This is a genomic window from Thioclava sp. ISO4, from assembly GCF_058105145.1.
Genome location: NZ_CM176571.1, coordinates 1,698,567 through 1,720,898, shown reverse-complemented (window position 1 = coordinate 1,720,898; position 22,332 = coordinate 1,698,567). Strand labels below are relative to the sequence as shown.

Sequence of the window (22,332 nt, the reverse complement as noted above, 5' to 3'; positions counted from 1 at the left end):
AACCGCGACGCCGCTGCCGATGCTGATCTGATCGCCCAGATCGCCCGCAGTGCCGCCCTCGGAGGCCGAGTTGATCGTGACCTGACCGTCGCCCTCGTAGGACACGGTATCGACGCCCGCGCCACCCGCGAAGGTGATCGGCACGACCACGCCGTCGCGCACGACCAGCAGGTCATCGCCCGAGCCGCCATAGCCGCGGATTTCATGGACGTGCTCGAAGACCTGCTCGCGGCCCGAATAGATCACGCGGATCGTCTGCGCGCCGTTCACCGCCGGGGTGACGGCTTCGATGATATAGGTCTCGCCCGTCGTGCTCTCACCGATGCCGCGATTGGTGTTCGCGTCGCCCATGTTCAAAACGAGGACCGTCGAGGTGTCGTCCCAATCCTTGTAGGTGCCCGAGTTGACCTCGCCGTTCAGATCCCCCGCGAGATAGATCGGGGTCGGGAATTCGACATAGCCGACGGTGAAGGACATGCTCACTGAGACCTTCACGAAGAGCACCTTCACGCTCGCGCTGGCCGAGATCACGATCGGCACGCGGCCGGTACCGGTCGCGGTGGCCGAGAAGCTGATCGAAACCGTGGCCCAGCTGATGTTGAAGGCGCGCAGCGAGACAGAGGCCGAGCCCGACACACCGAGTTTGTAGACATCAGCCGCATCGTCGAAGAGGTAATAGACCCGGATCGAGAAGTTGCCCGTCAGGCCGAAGCTGTTCGAACCCAGCACGAGGCGACCGCTCAGCGACAGGTCGAAATAGCCGTCCGAGTTGAACCAGCCGTTCACGCTCATCGTGGCGAGACCGAAGAAGTCCATGCTGGCATAGAAGTCCACGCGCCAGTCGTTCCGCACCACTTCGATCCGGAAGCCCGCGTCGAACTTGAGTACCTTCAGGAACTCGACCTTACCGCTGAGATCGAGCACGAAACTGCTCGCCTGCAGCACTCGGCCCGAGATCGTCACGTCGCGGCCAACGGTGTTGAGCATCAGCTTGCCGTTGGCTTCGATGTCGATCACCAGCGCGATATTGGCGTTGATGCTGACATCGAGGAGCAGCGCGAGACCGTCGAGTTCGCCAGTGCTGGAGTTGAAGAACAGCACCGCGCCGCCCGCCGCCGAGACGTTGAGCCCGGCAAGACCGAAGGTCACGTCGAACTCGATCCGGAACTCGCTCGCATTCAGCGCGATATAGACGCGGCCCGAAGCGGTCGCGAGGTTTACGAAGTTGACCGAGCCCACGATCTCGAGGCTGAAGCCCGAGGCCACGGTGACCGAGATCGTGCTCTCCTGCCCGCTGGCATTGATAGTCGGAATTTCCAGAGTGCGCGCGCTGGAGAAGGTATTGAGCTGGAAGGTCGCGTCGCCAGTCACGGTGATGACGCTCGCGAGGTCGAGGTTGAGATCGATCTCGGCATAGATCACCAGCCCGCCATCCGCGATCACGAGACCGCCGGTCAGACCGAATTCGGCCACGCCCACGAGCTTCGCCTGCACATCAAGCGTCGCGACCAGTTCGAAATCGGGCGCGGTGCCGATGCGGAAGGTGAAGACGCCCGTCAGTTCGATCACATCCGAGACGACCAGCGTGCCGGTGACTTTCAGGAACAGCCCGTTCTCGACCGAGATCGTGCCGTAATAGAAGGTGCCGTCGGTCGTTGCGGTCGCATCGCCCGCAGCGACCAGAGCGTTGTATTCGCCCTGCGTGACGATCGTGTAGCGGTCCTGCGTCGTCGCGTAGGTGTTGAATTCGAGCATGATCGAGAGCGACCCGCCGAGGCTGACGCCCGGAAGCTCCAGCCCGCCGACCAGCGACAGCTGCGCCCGCCCGACGACACCCGGATCGCTCGCGCCGATATTCGCTTCGAGATAGAGCATCCCCTCGACCGCGCCGAAGTTCTCGATCCGGCCGGAGACCGTCCCCTGGATCGTCAGGGAGTCGCCCGTGCCCGTCACCGACAGGAAGCCGTTGAGCGTCACCGTATCGAAGAGCGTGACCGAGCCGCTGATCTGGACCGCGAAATAGGGGCCCGCAGATTTCGTCATATCCGGCGTGTCCTGGCCCAGGATCGGCGGACGGTCGAATATCTCGAAGGTCGTGGGCACGTTCGGCGGCAGGAACGGCACGAGCGCGTCGGGCACGTCGAAGGTCTGGGTGATGCTGGTGGTGTTGAAGAGCACCATCACCTCGGCTTCGAAGCGGAAGATATCCTCCGCGATGTTGCCGAAGCTGCCGGCATTGTCCGCCGCGTCCGTATTCTCGCCGCCCGCATCGCCCACGCTCACCTCGAGCGACAGGCTACCCGCGACCCCGAGGGAGCTGCCCGGTGCGGTGCCGAAGTCGATGATAAGCAGGCCGACTGCCTGACCCGAGATCACGTTGAACACATTGGCGCTGGCGGCGACGAAGACTTCGATCCCGTCTTGCGAAATCTTCAGGTAGAAGGCGCCGGTCAGTTCTGCATAGACGTTCACGCCGCTATCGACATCGGGGTCAGTCGCACCGGGGTCGGTCAGCTTGATCGCGCCGCCGATATAGAAGACGACCGAGTTGCGCGTCAGCTCGTAGGTCTGCTCTTCGGAATGCAGCGTCGCGGTGCCGTCGAGGCTCTCGATGAAGTACTTCTTCGCGCCGTCCGTGATCCGCCAGCGCGACTGGGTGTTCAGCTCGCGCACCAGCTCGATCTTGGCTTCCGAGCTGAGCGTGACGCCGAATTCCGCGAAGGTGGCACGGACTTCTGTGCTGACCGCCTGCTTCTCGTAGAAGCCCTCGACCGCCTGGCTCGGCAGCGCGCCCAGATCGGCGACGGCCACCGTGTCGTCGCCGCCGGCAGTGCGCTCGAGCTGATCGCCGAGGATGCCTTCGAGCGACAGGGTCTCGACCTTGTCCTCGCCCGACATGTTGATCATCAGGGTCGCGTTGCCCTTGATCCAGACGCCGTATTCGTTGAGCGCCTCGAAGTTCGGCTGGATCGTGGCCACGCCCCAGAACTGCGGCAGGCCGCTCGACAGACCGCCGGTCTCCAGCACGAAGCGTGCCGCGGCCGAGCCGATATTGCCGAGCTTGTAGACCGTGATCGTGCCCGAGGCTTCGAGCGCGAAGCGGAAGACCTTGGAGCCGTCGGCCTTGATGTAATCGCCGAAGGTCAGTTCGGCCTGCGCGCGCAGTTCGACCAGCGGCTCGTCGAGGATGCCTGCCGAATTCAGCGTGATCGAGCCGGAGACGCGGATGAAGAAGACGCGGGTGGTGGCCGGGTCGGCATCCTCGCCGGGCTGGCCGCCCTCCTGCATTTGGTCGATGACGCGGAAGCTCTGCTGGCTCGCGCCGCCCTCGTTGCCCTGCAGGTCGGACCAGCTGCCCTCGTTGAAGGAAACGGTGACCGTGCCGAGGCCGAATTCGCGCGAGACATAGTAGCGGAAGGTGCCGTCACCCATGTCGGTCGGGGTGAGGTCGAGCAGATCGAGATTGGCCCCGCCTGCCCCGCCGAGGGTGAACTCGTCGCCGTCGATCGTGGCCGCGTCGATCGCATAGAGCGCGTTGAGGCTCGGATCGCCCAGCGTGTCGAAGGTGATGTCGATATAGGAAGCGGTGTCGGTGGGCTTGATCGAGAGCGTCGTCGGATCGATCGCCTCGGAGGCAGCGGCCCCGTAGGTCCATGCGCCCGCCGCATAGGTCAGGGTCAGCACCGCGCCGTCAGCGGCGTCGGCGGAGTCGAAGGTCACAGCGAACTCGCCTGGGGGACCACGGGCTTGGATTCCGGTGATCGTGATCGAGTTGCCGTCGATATCGGTCAGCGTGAAGTCGGAGGCCGCGAGGCTGCTATCGGTCAGCGTCTGGCTGGTGCCGAGCGACAGCGCCACATAGGTCGCCGTCGGCGCGCTGGCGCCCAGACCGATCTGGCCGGTCGTGACCACCAGATCTTCGCTATTGGTCGCGGTGATCGCCTTGATCGTGCCGCCATCGGTGCCGATCCAGTCGAAGCTGCCCGAGATGAATTCGACCGAGACATTGTCGTCGAGGTTCGAGCCCGCGAAGTCGCCCAGATACCAGATGCGGAAGATCGGATTGCCGTTCGCATCGTCGCCCATGTAGGTCGGCGCCTGGCTGTCATCGACTTCGATCGTGAAGCCGGTCGCGCTCAGGATCACCTCGGCACCGGCATCGGTGATGCTCTCGAGATCGACGCCGGTGGCATAGCTCGGCAGCTCGAAGGTGACGTCGATGAAGCCGCGCTCGTTCAAGGGCGCCTGCCCCACCGAGGCGCCTTCGACCGGGTCGGTCAGGCTCGCACCAAGCTGGACGAGGCGGAAGCTCTGGGTCTTCGCGTCATTGTCGTAAGCGCCCGAGCCGAAGCTGGCCGCGGCGTAATCAACCTGCACGGTGCCGGCGGTGAACTTGCCGGTGAGGAAGTAGCGCACGGTCAGCCCGTCGCCCACGACCAGCGCCGAGGCAACGGTGACGCCATTCGCGCCGGTGCCCGAGAAGCTGATCTCGTCGCCCAAGGTGCCGAAGTCGATCTCGTCGCCATAGGTCGGCGTGTAGCGCACGTCGAGGAAGGTGACCGAGAGGGTGCTCGCATCGAAGGAGACCGGGCCGGTCGCATCGTCGGCCGTGCCATCGGCGCGCAGAACGGTCGGCTGATCCTCGACCGTCGCGATGCGCGAGATCGTGGTGTCGGCCGCTGCCGCGCCGGTGGTGAAGTAGCGGAAGATATAGTCGCCCGAGGTCGCCTGCGGGTTCAGCCAGACCGGGGCCAGCGTGTCGTCGAAGGTGATCGAGCCGCTGCCGCCGAAGGTGAATTCCGGGGCGAGATCGGTGATCGATCCGACATCGAGCGCGCCGCCCACCGGGCGCTCGAAATGCAGATCGACATAGCCGCGCCCATTCACGTCACCCAGCCCCGTGCTGCCCTCATTCGCCGGGTCGACTAGATCTCCCTGCGGACCCGAGACGGTGAAGGACAGCGTCTGGACGCGGTTCTTGGCGGCATCGCCGAAGCTGTTCGCGGCCAGCGTCACGTCATGGCTGCCGATCCCGAGCGAGCCGTCTGCGAAGACGCGGATCGTGCCGCCCATATCCATCAGCTCGGTAATGGTCAGGCCGGTCACGGTCACATCGCCGATCGCCAGCTGATCGGTGATGTCCTCGCCATAAGCCCCGCTCAGCGCGATGTCGAAATAGGTGCGGTCGCCCGGCAGGTTCGCGGCGCCGTTGGCGGCGGAGTAGGTCGAGCCGCTCTTGACCACGATGCTCGGGGCGCTCAGCGCAGCTTCCGAGAAGAAGGAGATCGAGGTGATGTCCAGAGTCAGCGTGATTGTCTGCGGATAGAGATCGCCGGTGAGCGAGGCGGGCTGCGCCGGGTCGGCGTCGATGAAGGTCTGCAGCGAGTAGATGAAGGAGATCTGCGTCGGATCATTCGGATCGTTTTGCAGCAGCGCCGGCGCGCCCTCGCCCAGCTCGACACGGAAGGTGCCGTCGCTCAGGCGCGAAGTCTCTACCGTATCTGTCTGCACGGTGAACTCGGCCGCGAGATCGAGCACCGAAGCCGGGTCGAGCGTGTAGCCCGCCGGAATATTGGTGAAGGTGATCTCGACCGAACCCTCGGTGATCTCGAGATTGGCCACCACGCCCAGACCGTCCTCGCCGCTCTTGATCGCCGGGTCGGTGGTCGGGTTCGCGCTGTCGGAATAGCGGTAGGACCAGCCCTGCTCGACCGCCGCGATGGTCAGATCGCCATAGGTCTGGCCGCTGTCGAAGCTTCCGGTCAGCCAGTAGCGATAGATCGGGGCCGCGTCGGTGCCGCCCACGCGGACCGGGGCCACACCATTGTCGATCTGCACCGTGCCGAGCCCCGCACCGCTCAGCGTGAATTCTGCCCCGCCATCGGTGATCGAGGCCGCGTCATAGACGAAATCGCTGTCGGGCACGTCCGGGAACTTGATGTCGATATAGTTGCGACCGTTGAGCAGGTTCACGTCGATCGCAGCGCCCGCACCCGGATCGACCATGATCGCGGTCGCGCCTTCGACGGTGATCACGCTGTAGCCGGTGGCGCCCGCATTGCCCGCCGCATCGGCCCAGGCGCCGGTGAAGGTGAGCGTATAGGTGCCCGGCGCGAAGTCGAAATTCGCGGTCGTGATCTCGTAGGCGAACTGGGTGATGCCCTCTTTCTTCAGAAGCGCATAGAGCTCTGCGGTGTCGGTCGGCAGCGCGTGGTCATAGTCCGCGCTGTCGGAGGCGACGATCCGGCCCTCGGCGTCGAGACCGAGCGTCTTCAGGCTCGCCGTGCCGTCCGCGTTCATGAACATCGCGACCGGAACCGGCGCGTCCGAGATACCGACGGCGGTATTCACCGTGGAGCCATCCGCATCGCCGGTGCGCGTCAGGGTGAACTCGTCATTCGCATCGAGGATCGAGCCGTAATCGAGCGTGCCGCTGCCCGCCGGATCGAAGGTCACGATGATGCGCTGATCGGCATTGGCGAGGTTCACGTCGACCGTGTAGCCGTCGCCGTCCAGCTGATAGGGCGCGCTGAGCGAGGCTTCGGGCTCGACCACCGAGAACACGGCATCCGGCGTCGCGGTGTTGTTCTTGCCGGTCTGCGTGTCGTTGTTGGCCCATGTATCGGCGGTGAAGCGCAGCGTGTAATCGCCGACGGCGAGCTGGTTGTTCGTCAGGTCCGGATCGCTGGTGTCGATGAAGTAACGCACCTTGCCGCCGCCGATCGCGATGGCGCCGAGGAGGTCGATCTCGTCGCCCTCCTCATTGAACAGCTTGAACGGCGCCACCGCATTGGTCGCGATCGCGGCCAGCGTGTCGGCGGTGATCTCGCCGCCGATCTCGGCGATGAACTTGATATCGACCCACGGGCCCGCGACAGCCGGGTCGCCGCTTTGGGTCGTGTTGTCCTCATCCGCATAGACCGTCTCGTTGGTCGCGGTCTCGGTGTAGGACCAGGACTGGAACAGGAAGGTGTAGGTCACCGAATTCAGATCGCCCGAGCCGGTCAGCCAGAAGCGGAACGTGTCGTCACTGACCTGCGCCGGGGCCTGCGTGTTGTCGAGGGTGAAATCGCCACCGGTGATCTCGATTTCAGGCGTCAGGTCGAAGACCGAAGCCGCATCGACCGTCGCGCCATTCACCGTCGGGAAGGTGATGTCGATATAGGCGCGCTCGTTGAAGTTGCCGACGCCTGTTACACCGCCATCGCTCGGCCCGTCGAGGCGCTGCGTGGGCGTCGCGGCCTGTTCCTCGACCACGGCGAACTGCGTCGCCTCGCCGAGGATGTCCTTGAAGCCGAATTGCAGCGAGCCCTTGATCGTCAGCAGATCGAGTTGATCGGGGATTTTCACCAGCAGCAGGATCGTCGCCTCGCCCGAGGCGATCTTCGACAGGTTCGCGTAGAGCCGCGCCGAGAGCGACAGGTTATCGGCTGCGAAGTTGAGCTGGCCGATCACGAGGATCTTGCCGTCGGTCGAGATCTTGATCGTGACCTGACCGTTGAACACCGCCTGCGAGGTGTAGATCGAATAAAGCTTGGCCGAGCCGGTGATGATCATCGGCGAGGTGAAGGCCGCCGCAAACCCGCCGCCCGCCGCCGAGCCGTTCTGGATCGCGATATACTGGTTCACGACCTGCTGCTGCACCGAGTTCAGCCAGTCATCGATCGACACGTTCAGCGGCAGCGCGAAATCGGGGCCGTTGAGCTCGTCTGGATCGGTGATGTCGGGCAGCGACTTGAAGAAGTCCACGCCGCCGGTGAAATCGTTGATCGCGAGGCCCGAATTCGGCTCGAGCAGGATGCCACCCGGCACCGAGCCCGAGACCAGCACGCCGAGCGGTCCCAGCTCCGACAGAGCGAAGCGGATCGTGAAGCCGCCCAGACCCGAGAAGGAGAAGCCCGCCTCGACGCCGATGAAGAAGACGCGGTCTTTCACCGGGCTCGTGAGGTCGAAGGTGGAGAGCACCTGATTGCCCTCACCGATCCGGATGATGCCGCCGATCAGCGCGCCCTCGATCTCGCCGCCGAATGCGTTGCCGCCGATCTTCACGCCGATCGAGTCGATGCCGATGATCGGGAACGCGCCCTCCAGCAGCAGACCCACATCGATGCGGATGCCCTCGACCGTGCCCTCGAAGGTCAGCCCGTCATAGCCCTGCAGCCCGGTGATCGACGCCGAGAGCGTCAGGACGAAATCGCTCGGGTCGGCCTGAATGTCGGGCCATTGCACGCCGATCTCGGTGATCTTGATGGGCAGCCAGCTCGGCCATTTGAAGTTCGCCCCGGAGGCCCCGCCCACGCCGATGAAGACGCCGAAGCCCTGCTTGGTAACGAAGGTGCCGTCGCCGAGGAAGGCGAACTGACGCGCCTCGCCCGAGAGGTTCAGCGAGCCGATCTTCAGTTCCGCGCCGATCGACACGAAGCTGATCAGCTCCTCGTCATCGGCGGCCCCGGTGTCGAGCGACAGGCCCACACCCTTCAGCTTGAGAACCGAGCCGATATTGATCTCGAACGTGTCGAGCTCGAAGATGAAGCCGTCGACCACGCCATCGGTGAAGGTCAGGCCGGCCTTCAGCGCGAGCGTGTCGTTCACATCCTCGCCCGAGACGCGGTCGGTGACCTTGGCGTTGATCGCCTTGCCCGGTGCGAAGGTCGCCCCGCCAGAGCCGACATAGATCGTGCCGTCGAAGGTCACGTCCTGACCGAAGATCAGCGAGAAGTCGGTGACGCCGATGCGCAGATCGTCGAATTCGAGGATCGAGCCGAACTTGATCTTGCCGGTCGCGCCATCGGTGCGCTGGACCGCGCTCGTGCCGGTGCCCGAGCCCGCACCGGTGCCCGAATAGATGATCTCGCCGCGACCGATGCGGAAGCCGTTGTCGTAGATCGTGAGGCCGCGCACGCCCTCAAAGGTCGTGATCTGGCCCGCGATGCCGAATTTCGGGAAGGTGACCTTGATCGTGTCGATCTTGATGATCTCCTGCCCCGCGCCCTCCGGCGTGCCCGCGACCGGGGTTTCGGGCGCTGTCCAGGAAGGATCGTATTCGACCTTGATGCGGTCAGCCTCGAAGAGGACCACATCGGGGATCGAGCCCGTCAGCTTGTCGGCGGTGATCGACCATTTGCCGGTGAGCGAGACGACCGGATCGTCGCCGCCGCCCGAGATCACGCCCATCACGTCGATGCCGATATCGAACTTCACCAGCAGGTTGGTCAGGGTGACCTGGGTTCCGCCGCTATTGGTCTGAGTGCCGTCGGCATTCTGCGTCGCGGTGCCACCGAAGGCGAGCGAAGCGCTTTCCGCTCCGACCGAGATCGTCAGGACCAGCAGACCGTCCTTGAAGCCGAGCTTCGCGAGACCGACCTTCGGCGCGAGGATCGAGACCGGACCGACCTTGATCGGGGTCGCAGCCTCGGCCGCCGGCAGTTCCTGCACCTTGAAGATCTGCACATAGGCGGTTGTCTTCACAGGCGACGCGACCGAACCGTTCTCGCCGCCGAACCAGTAGACGACATCGTCGGCGGTGCTGTTCAGGTCAGTGCCGCGATCGGTGTATTTCCAGGTGCCGGTGATGAACTCGACCTGCACATCGCCCACGTTGAAGGCCGGGTTCGCCTGCGAGGTCGAGGTCGAGGTCGGCGTGCCGACCACGCCCGTGCCGGTGGCGGTCGCGGCGGGCGGTTCGGCAAAGACGTAATAGCGATAGGTCGTCTTGCCGATCTTCTCGACCGTGTAGGTGCCGTTGGTGTTCGTCAGCAGATTGACGTTCGACGCGCCGCCGGTGCGCACGAAGCGGATCTCGTCGCCATTGATCGAGCTTCCATCGAGAATTTCGCCATTGGGCAGCACGAAGGTGACGTCGATATAGCCCTTCGAGTTCAGCATCGACTTGTCGATCACCGCGCCATTGAAGGGCGAGGCCAGCTCGATCGAGGGCGCGGCGGTGATCGTGGTCAGATCCTGCGGATCGGTCGCCGGGTTCGCCGCGGGCGCATTCTGAACCGGCGTCTTGCGGATCGTGAAGCGCTCGTATTCGGCGGCGCTTTGCGCCCCGGCGGCATCGCGCCAGGAGTTGGCGAGGAACTGCACCTCATAGGTGGTGTTCGCGGACAGGCTCACAGGCGTGGTGATCTGGTAGCGATAGGTCGGGCGCGCCGTGCCTTCGACCAGCACCCCTGCCCCGTCGACCGTGATCGCCGCCGTCGTGTCGCCATAGCGCGCGGTGATCGTGAATTCCGGGTCGATATCGGTGATAGAGTCCGGATCGATGCCCAGCGGATAGGCCGGGTAGGCATCCGCATCCAGACGATTGGTGTTGTAGAAGGTGACGTCGATATAGGTGAAGCCGTCGAGATTGATGATCTGGCCATTGAGCGGCGAGGCGATATCGGCGGTCAGCGGGCGCAGGTTCGTCGTCGGCGTCACCGAGACGGTCTCGCCGAAGAGCGTGTAGCCCGTCACCCGCATATCGGTCAGCTGGAAGCCGGTCGCGCCGCCGAAGCTGAACTGGGCCGCGCCTTCGATGCCGAAGCTGTCGGCGCCCGGCGGCGTCACCGTGATCGAGGTTTCGGGCGCATCGACCGAGATCCGGCCATCGGGCGTCTTGTTGAACAGCACATCGGTCGAGCTGATCACCAGCAGATCGCCGGTCTCGGCCACGCCGAAGCTGATCTCGACCGAGCCTTTCACGCGCTCCATCTGCGGGGCGGCGAAGGTGATCGCGACCGGGGTGGCCGAGGTGCCACCTTCGAGCAGCGGGAAGCCCGTAACGGTCGTCGAGAAAGCGGTGCCCGAGGTATTGAGCCACACTTCGACCGTGCCCGAGATATTGAGCCCCGGAATGCCCAGCGCCTGAACCTCGCCCTTCGCATAGACCGCGAATTTGCGGTTGGCGGAAGTACCGAATTCGAAGATCGCGATCGTGGTGTTCGAGATCAGCAGGCCGATATCGTCGCTCGGATCGTTCGGGTCGCCCGCATCGCCGAGGAAGATCGAGATATCGCGGCCCATTTTGCCGCTGGTCGCGCCCGCAGGCAGTTCGGCCAGGAGAATGTCACTCAGGCTGCCTTCGATGGTGAAGTAGGGCTCGTAGCTCAGCTTCACTTCGGCCAGCGCGATCTGGTTCACATTGGCCTGACCCTGGAAGTCGAGAATGTAGGTCGCATCGCCGACATCGACCTCTTCGTAGATATCGGTGCGCGAGGTGGTGTTGATGCGGATGATCGCGCTGGCCGAGACCTCGAAGCCTGCGCCCGAGCCTTGCGCGCTCGCCTCGATCTGCGCGGCGATGCCGTTCTGCGACAGCGTGGCCGAGCCCGAATAGATCAGGATCACGCCCTTCGCGTCTTCGATGGTGAAGCCGTCACCGTTCGAGTCCGTGTAGCCGCCCGTGACCCAGGTGAAGGCAATGGTCATGCGCTTGGTCTGGTTCGGCGCAATCCCGGTCGTCAGCTGCGAGAACATCAACGTGCCGGTCAGGCTGATCTCCGGCGAGGCGCCCACATCGAGCGTGCCGTCATTGTCGGTATCGGTTGCGTTGAAGTCGACATAGAAGGCGGCGTTCTCGACTTCGACCCGCAGGAACTGGCCGCGCGGCAGATCGAGGATATCGCCATTCGCGAACTCGACATAGACCGCCTGAATGGAGGTGTTGATCTCGAGCGTCGCCGTGGTGCCATTGCCGATCTGGTAGGCATTGGTGCCGTCGTCGAACGCGATATCGGGAAGCGTGACCGAGAAGCTGCCCGCCATGCCCTGCGGCATCAGATAGAGCAGCGCGTCGCCGGTGAATTCATAATCGCCGAATGTCAGGGTGATGTCGGTCAGCGAGATTTTCGAGTAGACCGCGCCCGTCGCGCTGGTGGTCTTTTCGAAGGACAGATCGCCGGAGAAGGCAAAATCGGCATCGTCTGCGCTGGTGGGCGTATCGCCCGAGAGGTTCACGAGAAGCTCGATCCCCGTTCCCACCGGATCTCCATAAGCCGAGACCGAAAGGAAAGTGCCCGCATAGCCAAGGTCGTAGAACGCCTGAAGCGGGGTCATATCTGCAAAGGTCGTGGCACCGGGGTCGAGGTCCGTCACCTCCGTAAAGTCGAAGCCCGTGAGGATCGTCTGGGCGCCCGCTCCCGCGGTGCCCGACTTGCCTTGGTTGAGCTTGAGCTCGACGCCGCTCGCACTGATCGCGACGCCCGGAATACCGGCAAGCGCGACCTCTGCGATCGAAGCGTAGAGCGCGGTGTATTTCTCGCCGCCCACCACCGCGACGCCATTGGCATCGATCTGGCTCAGCATGGCGAGACGGAAGGAGAAGTTGGTCAGCACCAGACCCTGCGCGCCCGAGGTATCGACCATCGGCTGCACGACCGGGGTGGCGCCCGAGGTGTCGACCTCGAAATACGGCCCGCCGGTGCCGACGAAGGCGCTGATGCCATCGCCCGAGATTTCGGTCGCCGCGAAAGTCTTCTGGTTCGGCGCGGTGCCCACGGTCAGGGTCGCGCCCTTCTGGAAGGCCACCTGCCCGGCGAGGAAGACGTAATCCTCGAAGCCCAGCACGACGAAGCCGGAGGCCGCGAGGATCGCGCCATTGGCATCGAGCGTCACGGTATCGGTGTCGCTCACCTTCACGTCGAAGCCGCCACCATCGAAGCTCGCGAGGTTCAGCGCTTCCTTGGCCTGCGTGCTCAGGAGCTTGCCCTGGTTCAGCTCGACCTCGAGCCCGTAGCCCGACAGTGTCACCCCGTCGATGCCCACCAACTCGACCGTGCCACCGGCTTTCAGCGCCATGTAGGAAGCCGCCGCCGGATCGGTCGCGGCCAGCGCCACGCCATTCGCGTCGACCGTCTTGAACATGGCGAGCGCGAGATAGGCGTCCGTGATCTTCAGGCCGACCGCATCGCCCTGATCGTCAAAGCTCTTGGTCAGATCGTAGCCGGTGCCGACGAAGATATTCACATGCTGCGCGCCGACCGTCACAGCCTTGAGGTCGCGGCTCGTGCTCGTGCCCGCGACGAGGGCGGAATAAATCTCGCTCGACTGGGTGAAGGCGAACTCGCCCTGGATGAACACATAGGAGTCGAAGCCGATGGTCAGCGAGCCCGACACTTCCAGCGTCGCCACGGTCAGCTCGTCGAAGGTGATCGTCTCGGCGCCGACCGTGATGTCCCAGGTACCGCCCACGCCGCCATAGGTGAAGTCGAGCGTGTTGTAGGGCGTCGTCTCGTTGCCACCGCGGTTCATGATCAGCGTGAGCGAGCCATCGACCGTGACATTGTCGACGCCGATCAGCGAGGCCCCGCCCGTCGCCTTCACGACCATCCAGCTCTTGAGCGGGGTCGCGGTCGGGTTCGCCGGATCGAGCGGCATTTCCTTGACGATATGCAGCCCCATGCGCTGCAGCGAGAGCGCCACGCCCGTCGCATCGGAGGTTGCATCGACCTCGCCATTGGTGATCGTCGGCGTGCCGACCCCGGCGAAGACCACGGCATCCGAGATACCGACCGAGAGCACCGAAGCTTCGAAGGAGGTGGTCGAGCCGACCATGCGGGCTGCGACCTTGTCGGTCTTGGTCAGCGTGATCTGGCCTTCGATATGGACGAAGTTCTCGATGACGATCGTGGCCCCCGCGAAGAGCGAGAAGCCCGACTGGCTCATATCGAGGACCGAGTCAGTGGTGGCAGGGGTGATGCCGTTGCCATTGGTCGCAGCGAGCAGATCCTGACCGGTGATACCGGTGTCGCCATCGGTCCATTCAGTCGAGAGAAGATTGATCGACTGCCCCCAATCGAGCACGTCAATCACGCCGGTCGCATCATTGGCCTTGTTCATCTCGAGCGACAGCGTGTCGAGCGTGATGTCCACCAGATCGACCCCGGTCAGCGAGGCCGAGGCGATATCGGCCTTGAGCGCGGTGAAGGCGCGGGTATCGGTGAGCGGATTGGCCGCCTTGATCGAAGCAAGCAGGATATCGGCGCTCGCGATGGTGATGCCGGGACCATCGGGAATACCGATGAAGAACTTGGCCTCGTAATCCGCCGGGGCGTCGCCGCCATTCGCGGCCTCGTCGGCGGGATCGATGCTCAGGCTGATCCGGGTCAGCACCGCATCGTTCATATCGGTAGCGATGTCGAAGGTGCCGTCGTGGTTCACATCCACATCGACGATATCCTGCGACAGCGTGAATTTAGCGCCCACATCGACGAAGCCGAAAGCGTTGAGCGTCAGATACCCCACGACCTGCGTGCGGTCTGCACTGGCGTCGAAAGTGACCACTTCGTCATTCGGGCCATAGGTGAAGGAGACCGGACCCGCCGGATCGTTCGCGGGATCGCCCAGCGCAGGCGTGCCGTCCAGATCGATCGAATTCCAGTTGAAGAAGGTCGTGGTGCCGTTCCCGGCAGGCTTCGTCGCGTAATAGTCGAGCGAGAAGGCGTTGACCGTCAGCTCCATCCCCTCGGGCAGACCGGCGAGCGTGCCACCCTGGATATTGCCCAGCACCGCCGTCGCCGAGGGCGTGGTGGTCACGGGCAGCGTGCTGTTGGCGGGCGGGGTCGCCTTGATCAGCGCGAGCGCGATATCGGCGGAAGCCACCGACAGGCCCACACCGCCCGGCTGGCCGACGAAGAGGTTCTCGACATGCAGGCCGATCAGCATCAGGCTCGCATCTTCGAGACCCGCATTGGTGCTGTCCAGCTCTGCCTCGATCTGGTTGCGCATCACGATGTCGAACGTGGCCGAGCCGGTAACGAAGCCGAAGATATCCAGATCCAGACCGCCCGAGATCACCAGATCCGTGCCGTCTTCGGGAGCGACCGCATCGACGCCCAGATCCTGAATGATCGGCGCCCAGTCGAGTTGATCGCTATTGGTCGCGTCGCGCCCGTTCAGCGTGAAGTCGAGCGAGGTCACCGTCAGGTCCAGCCCCTGCGGCAGACCGCGCGGCGAGATCGTGTCGGCATGGGCGGACATCGCGGTCCAGCTGCGTGCAACGGCGCTCGGGTTGGCCTGCAGATCGACAACCTCGGTCACCGAGATCAGATCGAAGGCGAGCCCTTCGGCCGCGAAACCCGTGCCCGCATTGGCGACGGCGTCGACCCGGTCGAATTCGTCATAGGTGAACTCGCCGCCCGCGCCCACGAAGACATAGGCGCCGTCGATCGAGAAGGAGAAGGCCTTGGTGCTGATCGTGCCGCCCTGCGGATCGTCGACGGTGAGGTCGCGGATCACACCGGACAGACCGCCCGCCAGCAGGATCGCGCCTTCGATCTGCAATTCGACATAGGCGCCGAATTCGATCCCGAAGCCCGCGTCGAGATTGGTGATATCGGCCAGCGCGTTGATCTGATCGACGTCGGTCGCGCCCCAGTCGAGCTTGTTACCGTCGGCATCCGCGCCGTTCATCGCGAAGTAGAGATCTTTCACCGTCGCGGTCAGCGGCAGGCCCTGCAGACCCAGCTGATCGACGCGCAGCGACAGCGCCATCCAGCTGCGGGCCACGGCGGGCGAGGTCACGGTGGCGGGGTCTTCCGACACCATCACCAGCTCGATCGAGCCGCCCTGCGCCACGAAGCCCATGCCCTGATCGGGGTCGATCGTGCCGTCATTCTTGAGCACACCGTCGACACCGGCGAAGAAGTTCAGATCGCTCAGGGTGAAGATGAGAACCTTCGCCCCGCTCAGCGTGCCATCGGCGTCGATTGCGGTGGCGACCGCGACATCGGCGAGCAGGCTCTTGATCGAGAAGGTGCCCGTCGCGATCACGACGCCAGCGACGTTCAGCTCCGACACGGTGCCGGTCACCGACAGGATCGCGGTCGCGTCATAGCCATCCGTGCTGTCGGTGATCGTCAGGCTCAGATCGAGGCCCTTCCAGTTCATCACCGAGTTGTTGGCTGCGTTCAGCGGGTCGGTGTAGCCGAAGTTGGCCTCGACCGCGACGTCCGAGATCTGCAGCGTGAAGCCGGTAAGGCCCGTCACGCCGACGCTTTGCGACGTCACGAGGATCGCCGACCAGCTCTTGACCGTGCGGGTCTCGACGGTCTCCTTCGTCAGCGGGTTGTCGGCGGTCTGGGTCACCGAGGCGAACTCGATGCCCACGTTATTCGCATAGATGCCGGTGCCTTCGGTGGTGCTGACAGCCGTAATCTTGCCATCGGTGCGGGTGAACACGCCGCCCTGCCCCGCGAAGAAATAGCCGCCGGTCAGCGAGAAGGTCATGATCGACGCGCCCTCGACCGTCAGGCCGTTGCCGTCGTCGATCGTCTCGGTCAGAATCTGGCCCGCCATCGTGCCCGCGACGGTGACGAAGCCGTCGACGGTGAACTCGACATAGCCGCCGAAGGCGATGTTGAAATTGGCGCCCATCTCGGTCACGTCGAACAGATCGACCGAGGCGAGATTGCCGATCTCGGTGACGCCGGTCGCAGCCCAGTCGATCCGCTCGCCATTCACCGCATCAGGGCCGTTGAAGCCGAAATAGAGGTCGAGGCCCTGCACGGTGACCGTGTTCGGCAGGCCCTGCAGGCGCACCTCGGCCACGTCTAGCGCCACGGCCGTCCAGCTGCGCGGCACGGCCGGGAGGGTCACGCTTGCCGGATCTTCCTTCACCAGCACGAGCTGCAGCGAAGCGTTCTCGGCCACGAAGCCGGTGCCCTGATCGGGGTCGATCGTGCCATCGCCCAGAAGCGCACCGCCCACACCCGCGAAGAGATTCAGATCCGACAGGGTGAAGATCAGGATATTCGCACCCGGCACGGTCTCGGTCGTCACGCCCGAGGGCACCGTGATGTCGCTCGTGAAGCTCTTGATGCCGAAGGTGCCCGAGGCCACGATCACGCCCGCCACGTTCAGTTCCGACACCGTACCCGAGACCGAGAACCCGTCGTCGCGGGTCAGGCCGTCGGTCGCATCGGCGAGGCTCAGCGTGTCGAGACCGGTGACTGCGCCCAGCGAGGCCCAGTTCAGGAAGCTGCCATCGAGGGCTGCGAAATTCCCGTCGACCGCGAGATCGGCCAGGGTGATCTGGAAGGCGTCGATGCCGCGCAGACCGAGGCTCGCGACGGTGACGCGCAGCGCGGTCCAACCGATGGTGACGGTCTCGTTATCCCATTGCGTGGTCGCGTTGTTGTCATTGGTCAGCGGATCGTCGGTCAGCACGCCAAGGCGGGTCACCTGCGCGAATTCGAGCGCATCGCCCAGAGCCATCGAGGCGTAGATGCCAGTGCCCTGATCGAGCAGGCCGGTGACCTCGTTCGTTGTCGCATCGCGATCGAACGCCCCGCCCGCACCCACGAAGATCTGCGCGCCGGTGATCTTGAAGCTGGTGATATCGGCGGCGGTCAGGGAGATCACGCCGTCATTGATATCGGCCGTCGAGATCGAGCCGTCGACCGTGCCATAGACCAGCACGAACCCGTCGAGCGCCAGATCGAGTGTGCCGCCGAAGGCGATGCCAGTATCGGCGTTGATCTGCGCGATGCCGGGGTTCGCGACCGGATCGACGATGGCCGACCAGTCCAGCTTGGTCGCGCCCATCGAGGCCGAGTTCATGCGGAAGTAAAGACCGGTGACCCCGAGCGCGAACTGGGCGGGCAGGCCGCGCATCCCGACGTAATCGACCGAGAGCGACAGCGCGCTCCAGCTCTTGGGGGTGACGGTGCCGAGTTTCTCTTTCACGACGATCAGTTCGAGCGTGCCACCCGAGGCAAGGAAGCCCGTGCCCTGATCGGCAATCGCCGTGGGCGCATTTGCGTCATCGAAGGCGCCGCCGACACCGGCGAAGAAGTTCACATTGGTCAGGGTCAGCCGCGTGACCTGCGCATCCGCGATGGCCGCTTGGATTCCGTCGTCGATCGTCTCGGTCGATGCCGAGAAGTCGAAGGTGGCCAGCGCGAAGACCGTCTCGGAGACCTCAATCGACAGCGTCCCGGAGACCGCCAGTTGATCGCCCGGCCCCAGATCGCCAAGTGCCGCGGCCACATCGGTATCGCTCACGGTCGACCAGTCGAGGCGCGGGCCGGTCGGCGCGGTGGTCGAGTTCGATGCCAGCGACATGCCCGACAGCTTGATCTGGACCGCGTCGATGCCCTTGGCCTCCAGCGCGCTCAGCGAGCCGATCACGCCGGTATATTTCACGCCCGCATCGGTCAGCAGGCCGAGCGCGAGATTGCCACCGGCGGCATAAAAGCCCGCGGCATCGCTCGCGAGGGCGAGCGTCGTTGTGCCGGTCGCCTCATCCGTGGTGGTCGATGCACCGGTGCCCGCGAAGAACTCGACATCGCTCAGCGTCACGAAGGTCAGCTTGCCCGCGGTGATATCGAGCAGGTCGAGCGTCTCGGCGCTGCCCGCCTGCGCGGTCACGTCGATCGCCTTCAACCCGAAGGTCGCGCGCAGATAGACGAAATCGCTCACCGTCAGCGTCAGTTTGCCCGAGACCGCGAGGCTCACCGTGTCGGTCACCTCTTCGAGGCCGGTCAGGCTCGACCAGTCGAGATTGGAGAGGTTGGTATCACTGACCGAGTTGTAGAGCACTTTCAGGCTCGCGAGGTCCAGCGTCACGCCTTCGACATTCACCAGGCCGAGGCTTTCGAGGCTCGCCGACACGCCGGTATAGCTGACCGGGGTCAGGCCGGTCGTGGTCAGGATGCCGATGTAGAAATTGCCCCCCGCTGCCGAGAAGCCGATGGCGTTCGAGGGGTCGATCGCGCCGCCGCTGATCGTCGCGCCCGAGCCCGCGAAGAGGCTCAGATCGGTGAGCGTGATGTAGAGCAGATCGCCGGTGACGCCGCCGACCGAGGTGCCCGCGGTCTTCTCGACCGAGAAGCTGCCGGTCAGCAGCACGGTGTCCGAGATGTTCAGCTCGTCGATGGTCGCGCCGATGAAGAAACGCTCGCTATTGTCGAAGCCGTTGGTGCCGTCGGTCAGCGCGAGCGGCGCGCCCAGATCGAGACCCTTCCAGGTCATCACGGTCGGGTTCACCGCGACCATCGCATCGGCGGCGTTGACCTCGACCACAAAATCGCTGACCGCGAGGGTGAAGCCCGGAATGCCCGCGACCTCGACGGTGCCGACATAGAGCTTGATCGCGCTCCAGGCGTTCAGAACGGCGCCGGTCGTTCCATCGACATTCTTCACCGAGGCGAATTCGAACAGCACTCCTTCCGCACCGAAGCCGGTGCCGACCAGCTTGCTGTCGCCGTCGCGGGTCAGCCCGTTGACCTTGCCATTCCCATCGGTGGTGAAGGTGCCGCCGCTGCCCACGAAGATGTAGCCATCCGCCAGCGCGAAGGTCATCACCTGCGCGTCGGTCAGATCGGAGCCAAGCGGATTATCCGCCGCCGCAATGGTCTGCTTTGTCACCGTGATCGAGATATCGCCCGCCAGCAGAACGGTGCTCTTGATCGTGAAGACCGCGCGCACATCGATGGTGAAGCCCGTGAAAGTGCTGTCGAAGCTGAAGCTCGGCCCGCCGACTTGGCTCCAGTCGAAGGCCATGCTCGCATAGGTCACGTCGAGCGCGTCGACCGTCGCGGTGACATCGGTGATCCCGTGCAGCGTGGCTGCGGTCGAGAGTTCCAGCGCGGTGACCTTCTGGCCGAGGTTGGCCCCTGCCGAGGTCACGGTGAACATCGCCAGCGTCAGATCGAGGGTCGGGATCTCGAAGCCGGTGGCATTCGTGAGATCGTAGCTGCCGCCCGAGACCTCGGCGCCGACGCCCGCGAAGAGACGCCCGCCGATGATCGACAGCGTGAAGTAATCGCCATCCACCGTCGCGCCGTCGAAGGTCACGCCGGTCTTGGCCGAGCTTTCCAGCGCGAAGGTGCCACTGACATAGACCGCGTCTTTCACGATCAGCGTCGCGGTGGCTTCGACTTTGGTGAGCGCGCCGCTCAGCGACAGACCCGCATCGACCAGCTTGGCCTGCCCCCAGTTCACCGGGGTGGCCACGCCCGAAGCCGTGTTCACCTGCACCGCGACATTGCTCACCTCGGCGGTCAGCCCGGTGATCCCGACCGGCGTGGCGCTGTCGAGCGAGAAGTCGATGCCGGTATAGGTGGTGCCGCCCGAGCTCAGCACCGCGAAGGTGCCGGTGAAGTTGGTGACCGAGAAACCGAAGGCGTCGGCGATGTCGACGGTGACCGGGCCGCTCGTGTCGAAGACCGCGCCGGTGCCCGCGAAGAAATCGACCGCGTCGAGGTGGAAGACCATCAGGTCGCCAACCGTGTCGGTGGTGCCGATCAGCTCGTCGACGAAGGTCTTGATGAAGCTGAACCCGCCCGCGATCAGAACCTCGCCGCCGATCGCCAGCGTCACGTCGCCCGACACTTTCGCGAGCGGCGCGGTCACGCCCGTCGCGGTGCTGTCAATCTCGGAGACGACGAGCTCGGCGCTCTGCGCATCGAGCGGATCGACCCGTTGCGAGGTCGCCAGTTCCAGCGTCCCGTTCGAGAGCGTCGCGGTCACGTTGTCGACGTTCACGAGACCCAGCGCATCGACGGCGCCATTCGCGATCACCCACTGACGGTCCGTCGCGGTCTCGCGGATCATCGTGATCGAGAAGCTCAGATTGTCGACTGCGAAGCCGACCGAGCTGCTGGGCTGGCCGAGGGTGAAGTAGCCGTTCGCGCCGCTGCCCGCGAAGAACGAGCCGCTGGTGAGCGAGATGGTGGTGACGTCGAACCCGGCGGTGACGGCGGTGGTCGTGCCGGTGCCCACTTCGTAGAGCACACCGTCGAGGCCGGTGTTGGTGGTGTAGCCAATCGGCGAGCCGACGCCGTCACTGGTCGCGAGGCTCACGAAATCGCCGACCGAGATTTCCATCAGACCGGCATTGCCCGCGAAGCCCGAGGTCACGAAGCCCGGCCCGTCGATCGCGAAGGCATCGGCATCGGTGCCCCCCTCGAGACGCTCGACCCCGGTGAAGGTGATGGTGAGGCCGTTCCAGCTGAGCGACCCTTCGTTGATCCCGGTGATCGTCCAGACCGTCGCGGCGTCCGGACCCTCGATCGTGTCGCTGAGGCCGGTCCCTGCCGCGATCGAGGTGATCGGGGCGCCGGGCGTGCCATAGGTCGTGCCGTTGACGGTGACGGTGCCGTCGAGGTTCACGGTGTAGGTCAGGTTGGTGTCGGCGGTGCCGTCGAGCGCGCCACCCGCTTCCGAGATCGCGCCGGCCACCGGAGCGCCGAGGCTCGGGGCCGCGTCGGGAAGACCGATGCGCTCGCCGGTGCCGAGCGTCGCGCTCATCACCGCAGCGTCCGCGTCATGGTCGAGGCCGAGCGCGTGGCCGATCTCATGGAGCAGGACGGTGAAGAGGTCGACGCCCTCGGAGGCCGCACCGTCGGTCGCCACCAGACGGTCGCCTGCGAGCAGATCGAACTCGGTGCTGTCGCCCGGCGTCGCGTCGATGAACCAACCGGCCCCGGCGGCGTCGGCATCGATCTCGATCAGCGTGCCGGTGATCCGGGCGAGTGCGCCGTCCTCGAGATCGGTGATGGTGAAGGTGAGTTGCGACAGGATTGCCGCGTCGGTGCGGCTGGCCCATTGAGCGAGGGCTTCCTGAACGAGGGGGGCGAGCTGTGCCTCGGTGAGATCCGCAGCGCCGGTATCGGTGCTATCCGCGGTGGCAGCGAGATGCAGATATTGCGGCTCTGCGCCCTCTTCAGCCGGGCTATCCCCTTGATTTTCGCTGGCATCGTCGGAGCCAGTAGCGACAAACCCGGCGTCCGGATTGTCAGTATTTTCGTTGTTTTCCAGTGCGTTAGAGGTCGCAGCCGGGGGACCGGTCGCCTCGTGACCCGTCAGGTCCGCCACGGAACTGCCAATCGGGTCCTGCCCTGCATGGGGCATATTTTCCAGCCACGACAGCGCCGATTCCAGCAGCTGCTGCACCTGAACGGCGGTCAGGAAACCACCGGAATGAAGCTGTTCCGCTGCCGTTTCCAGCTGCGCTGCGGCCTGTTCGCGCGCCGGTTCGGCCACCGCTTCGAGCGGTGCCACATCCGGCTCATGCGCCCAATCCTCGGGCCAGGCCACATCGCTTTGCGGGCCTTCCTCGGGATCGTGATCGGCTGCCAATTCGTCCTGCTGATGCAGGTCATCGACGGTCTGAACGAGGGCGGAGAGCCCTTCGATCGGGTCGATTTGATGTGCGGTTGCCGCAACGCGGGCCAATTCGCCGAACACCGGGTCCGCCGAGAGCAAAAGCCGCGGCTCGAGAGCCTCGATGCGGTAATTTTCCTCGCGGTGAAGGGTGTTATCGGCTTCGTGGAGGGCGGTGTCATTGGCCAGACCGACAGCATCCTGCACGTCGGAGCGGGTCCGACGCAGGAATTTGTTCAA

General features: G+C 64.7%; 1 protein-coding gene (cut by a window edge). It reads right to left on the bottom strand.

Annotated features, from left to right (window positions below; genetic code table 11):
* Positions 1-22,332, bottom strand: the 5' portion of a protein-coding gene (locus AC2TZ7_RS08590) for a matrixin family metalloprotease (RefSeq protein ID WP_489866587.1). The gene continues 16,371 nt to the left of window position 1, outside the view; only the first 22,332 of its 38,703 coding nucleotides appear in the window; its start codon is at positions 22,330-22,332; the stop codon falls past the left edge of the window.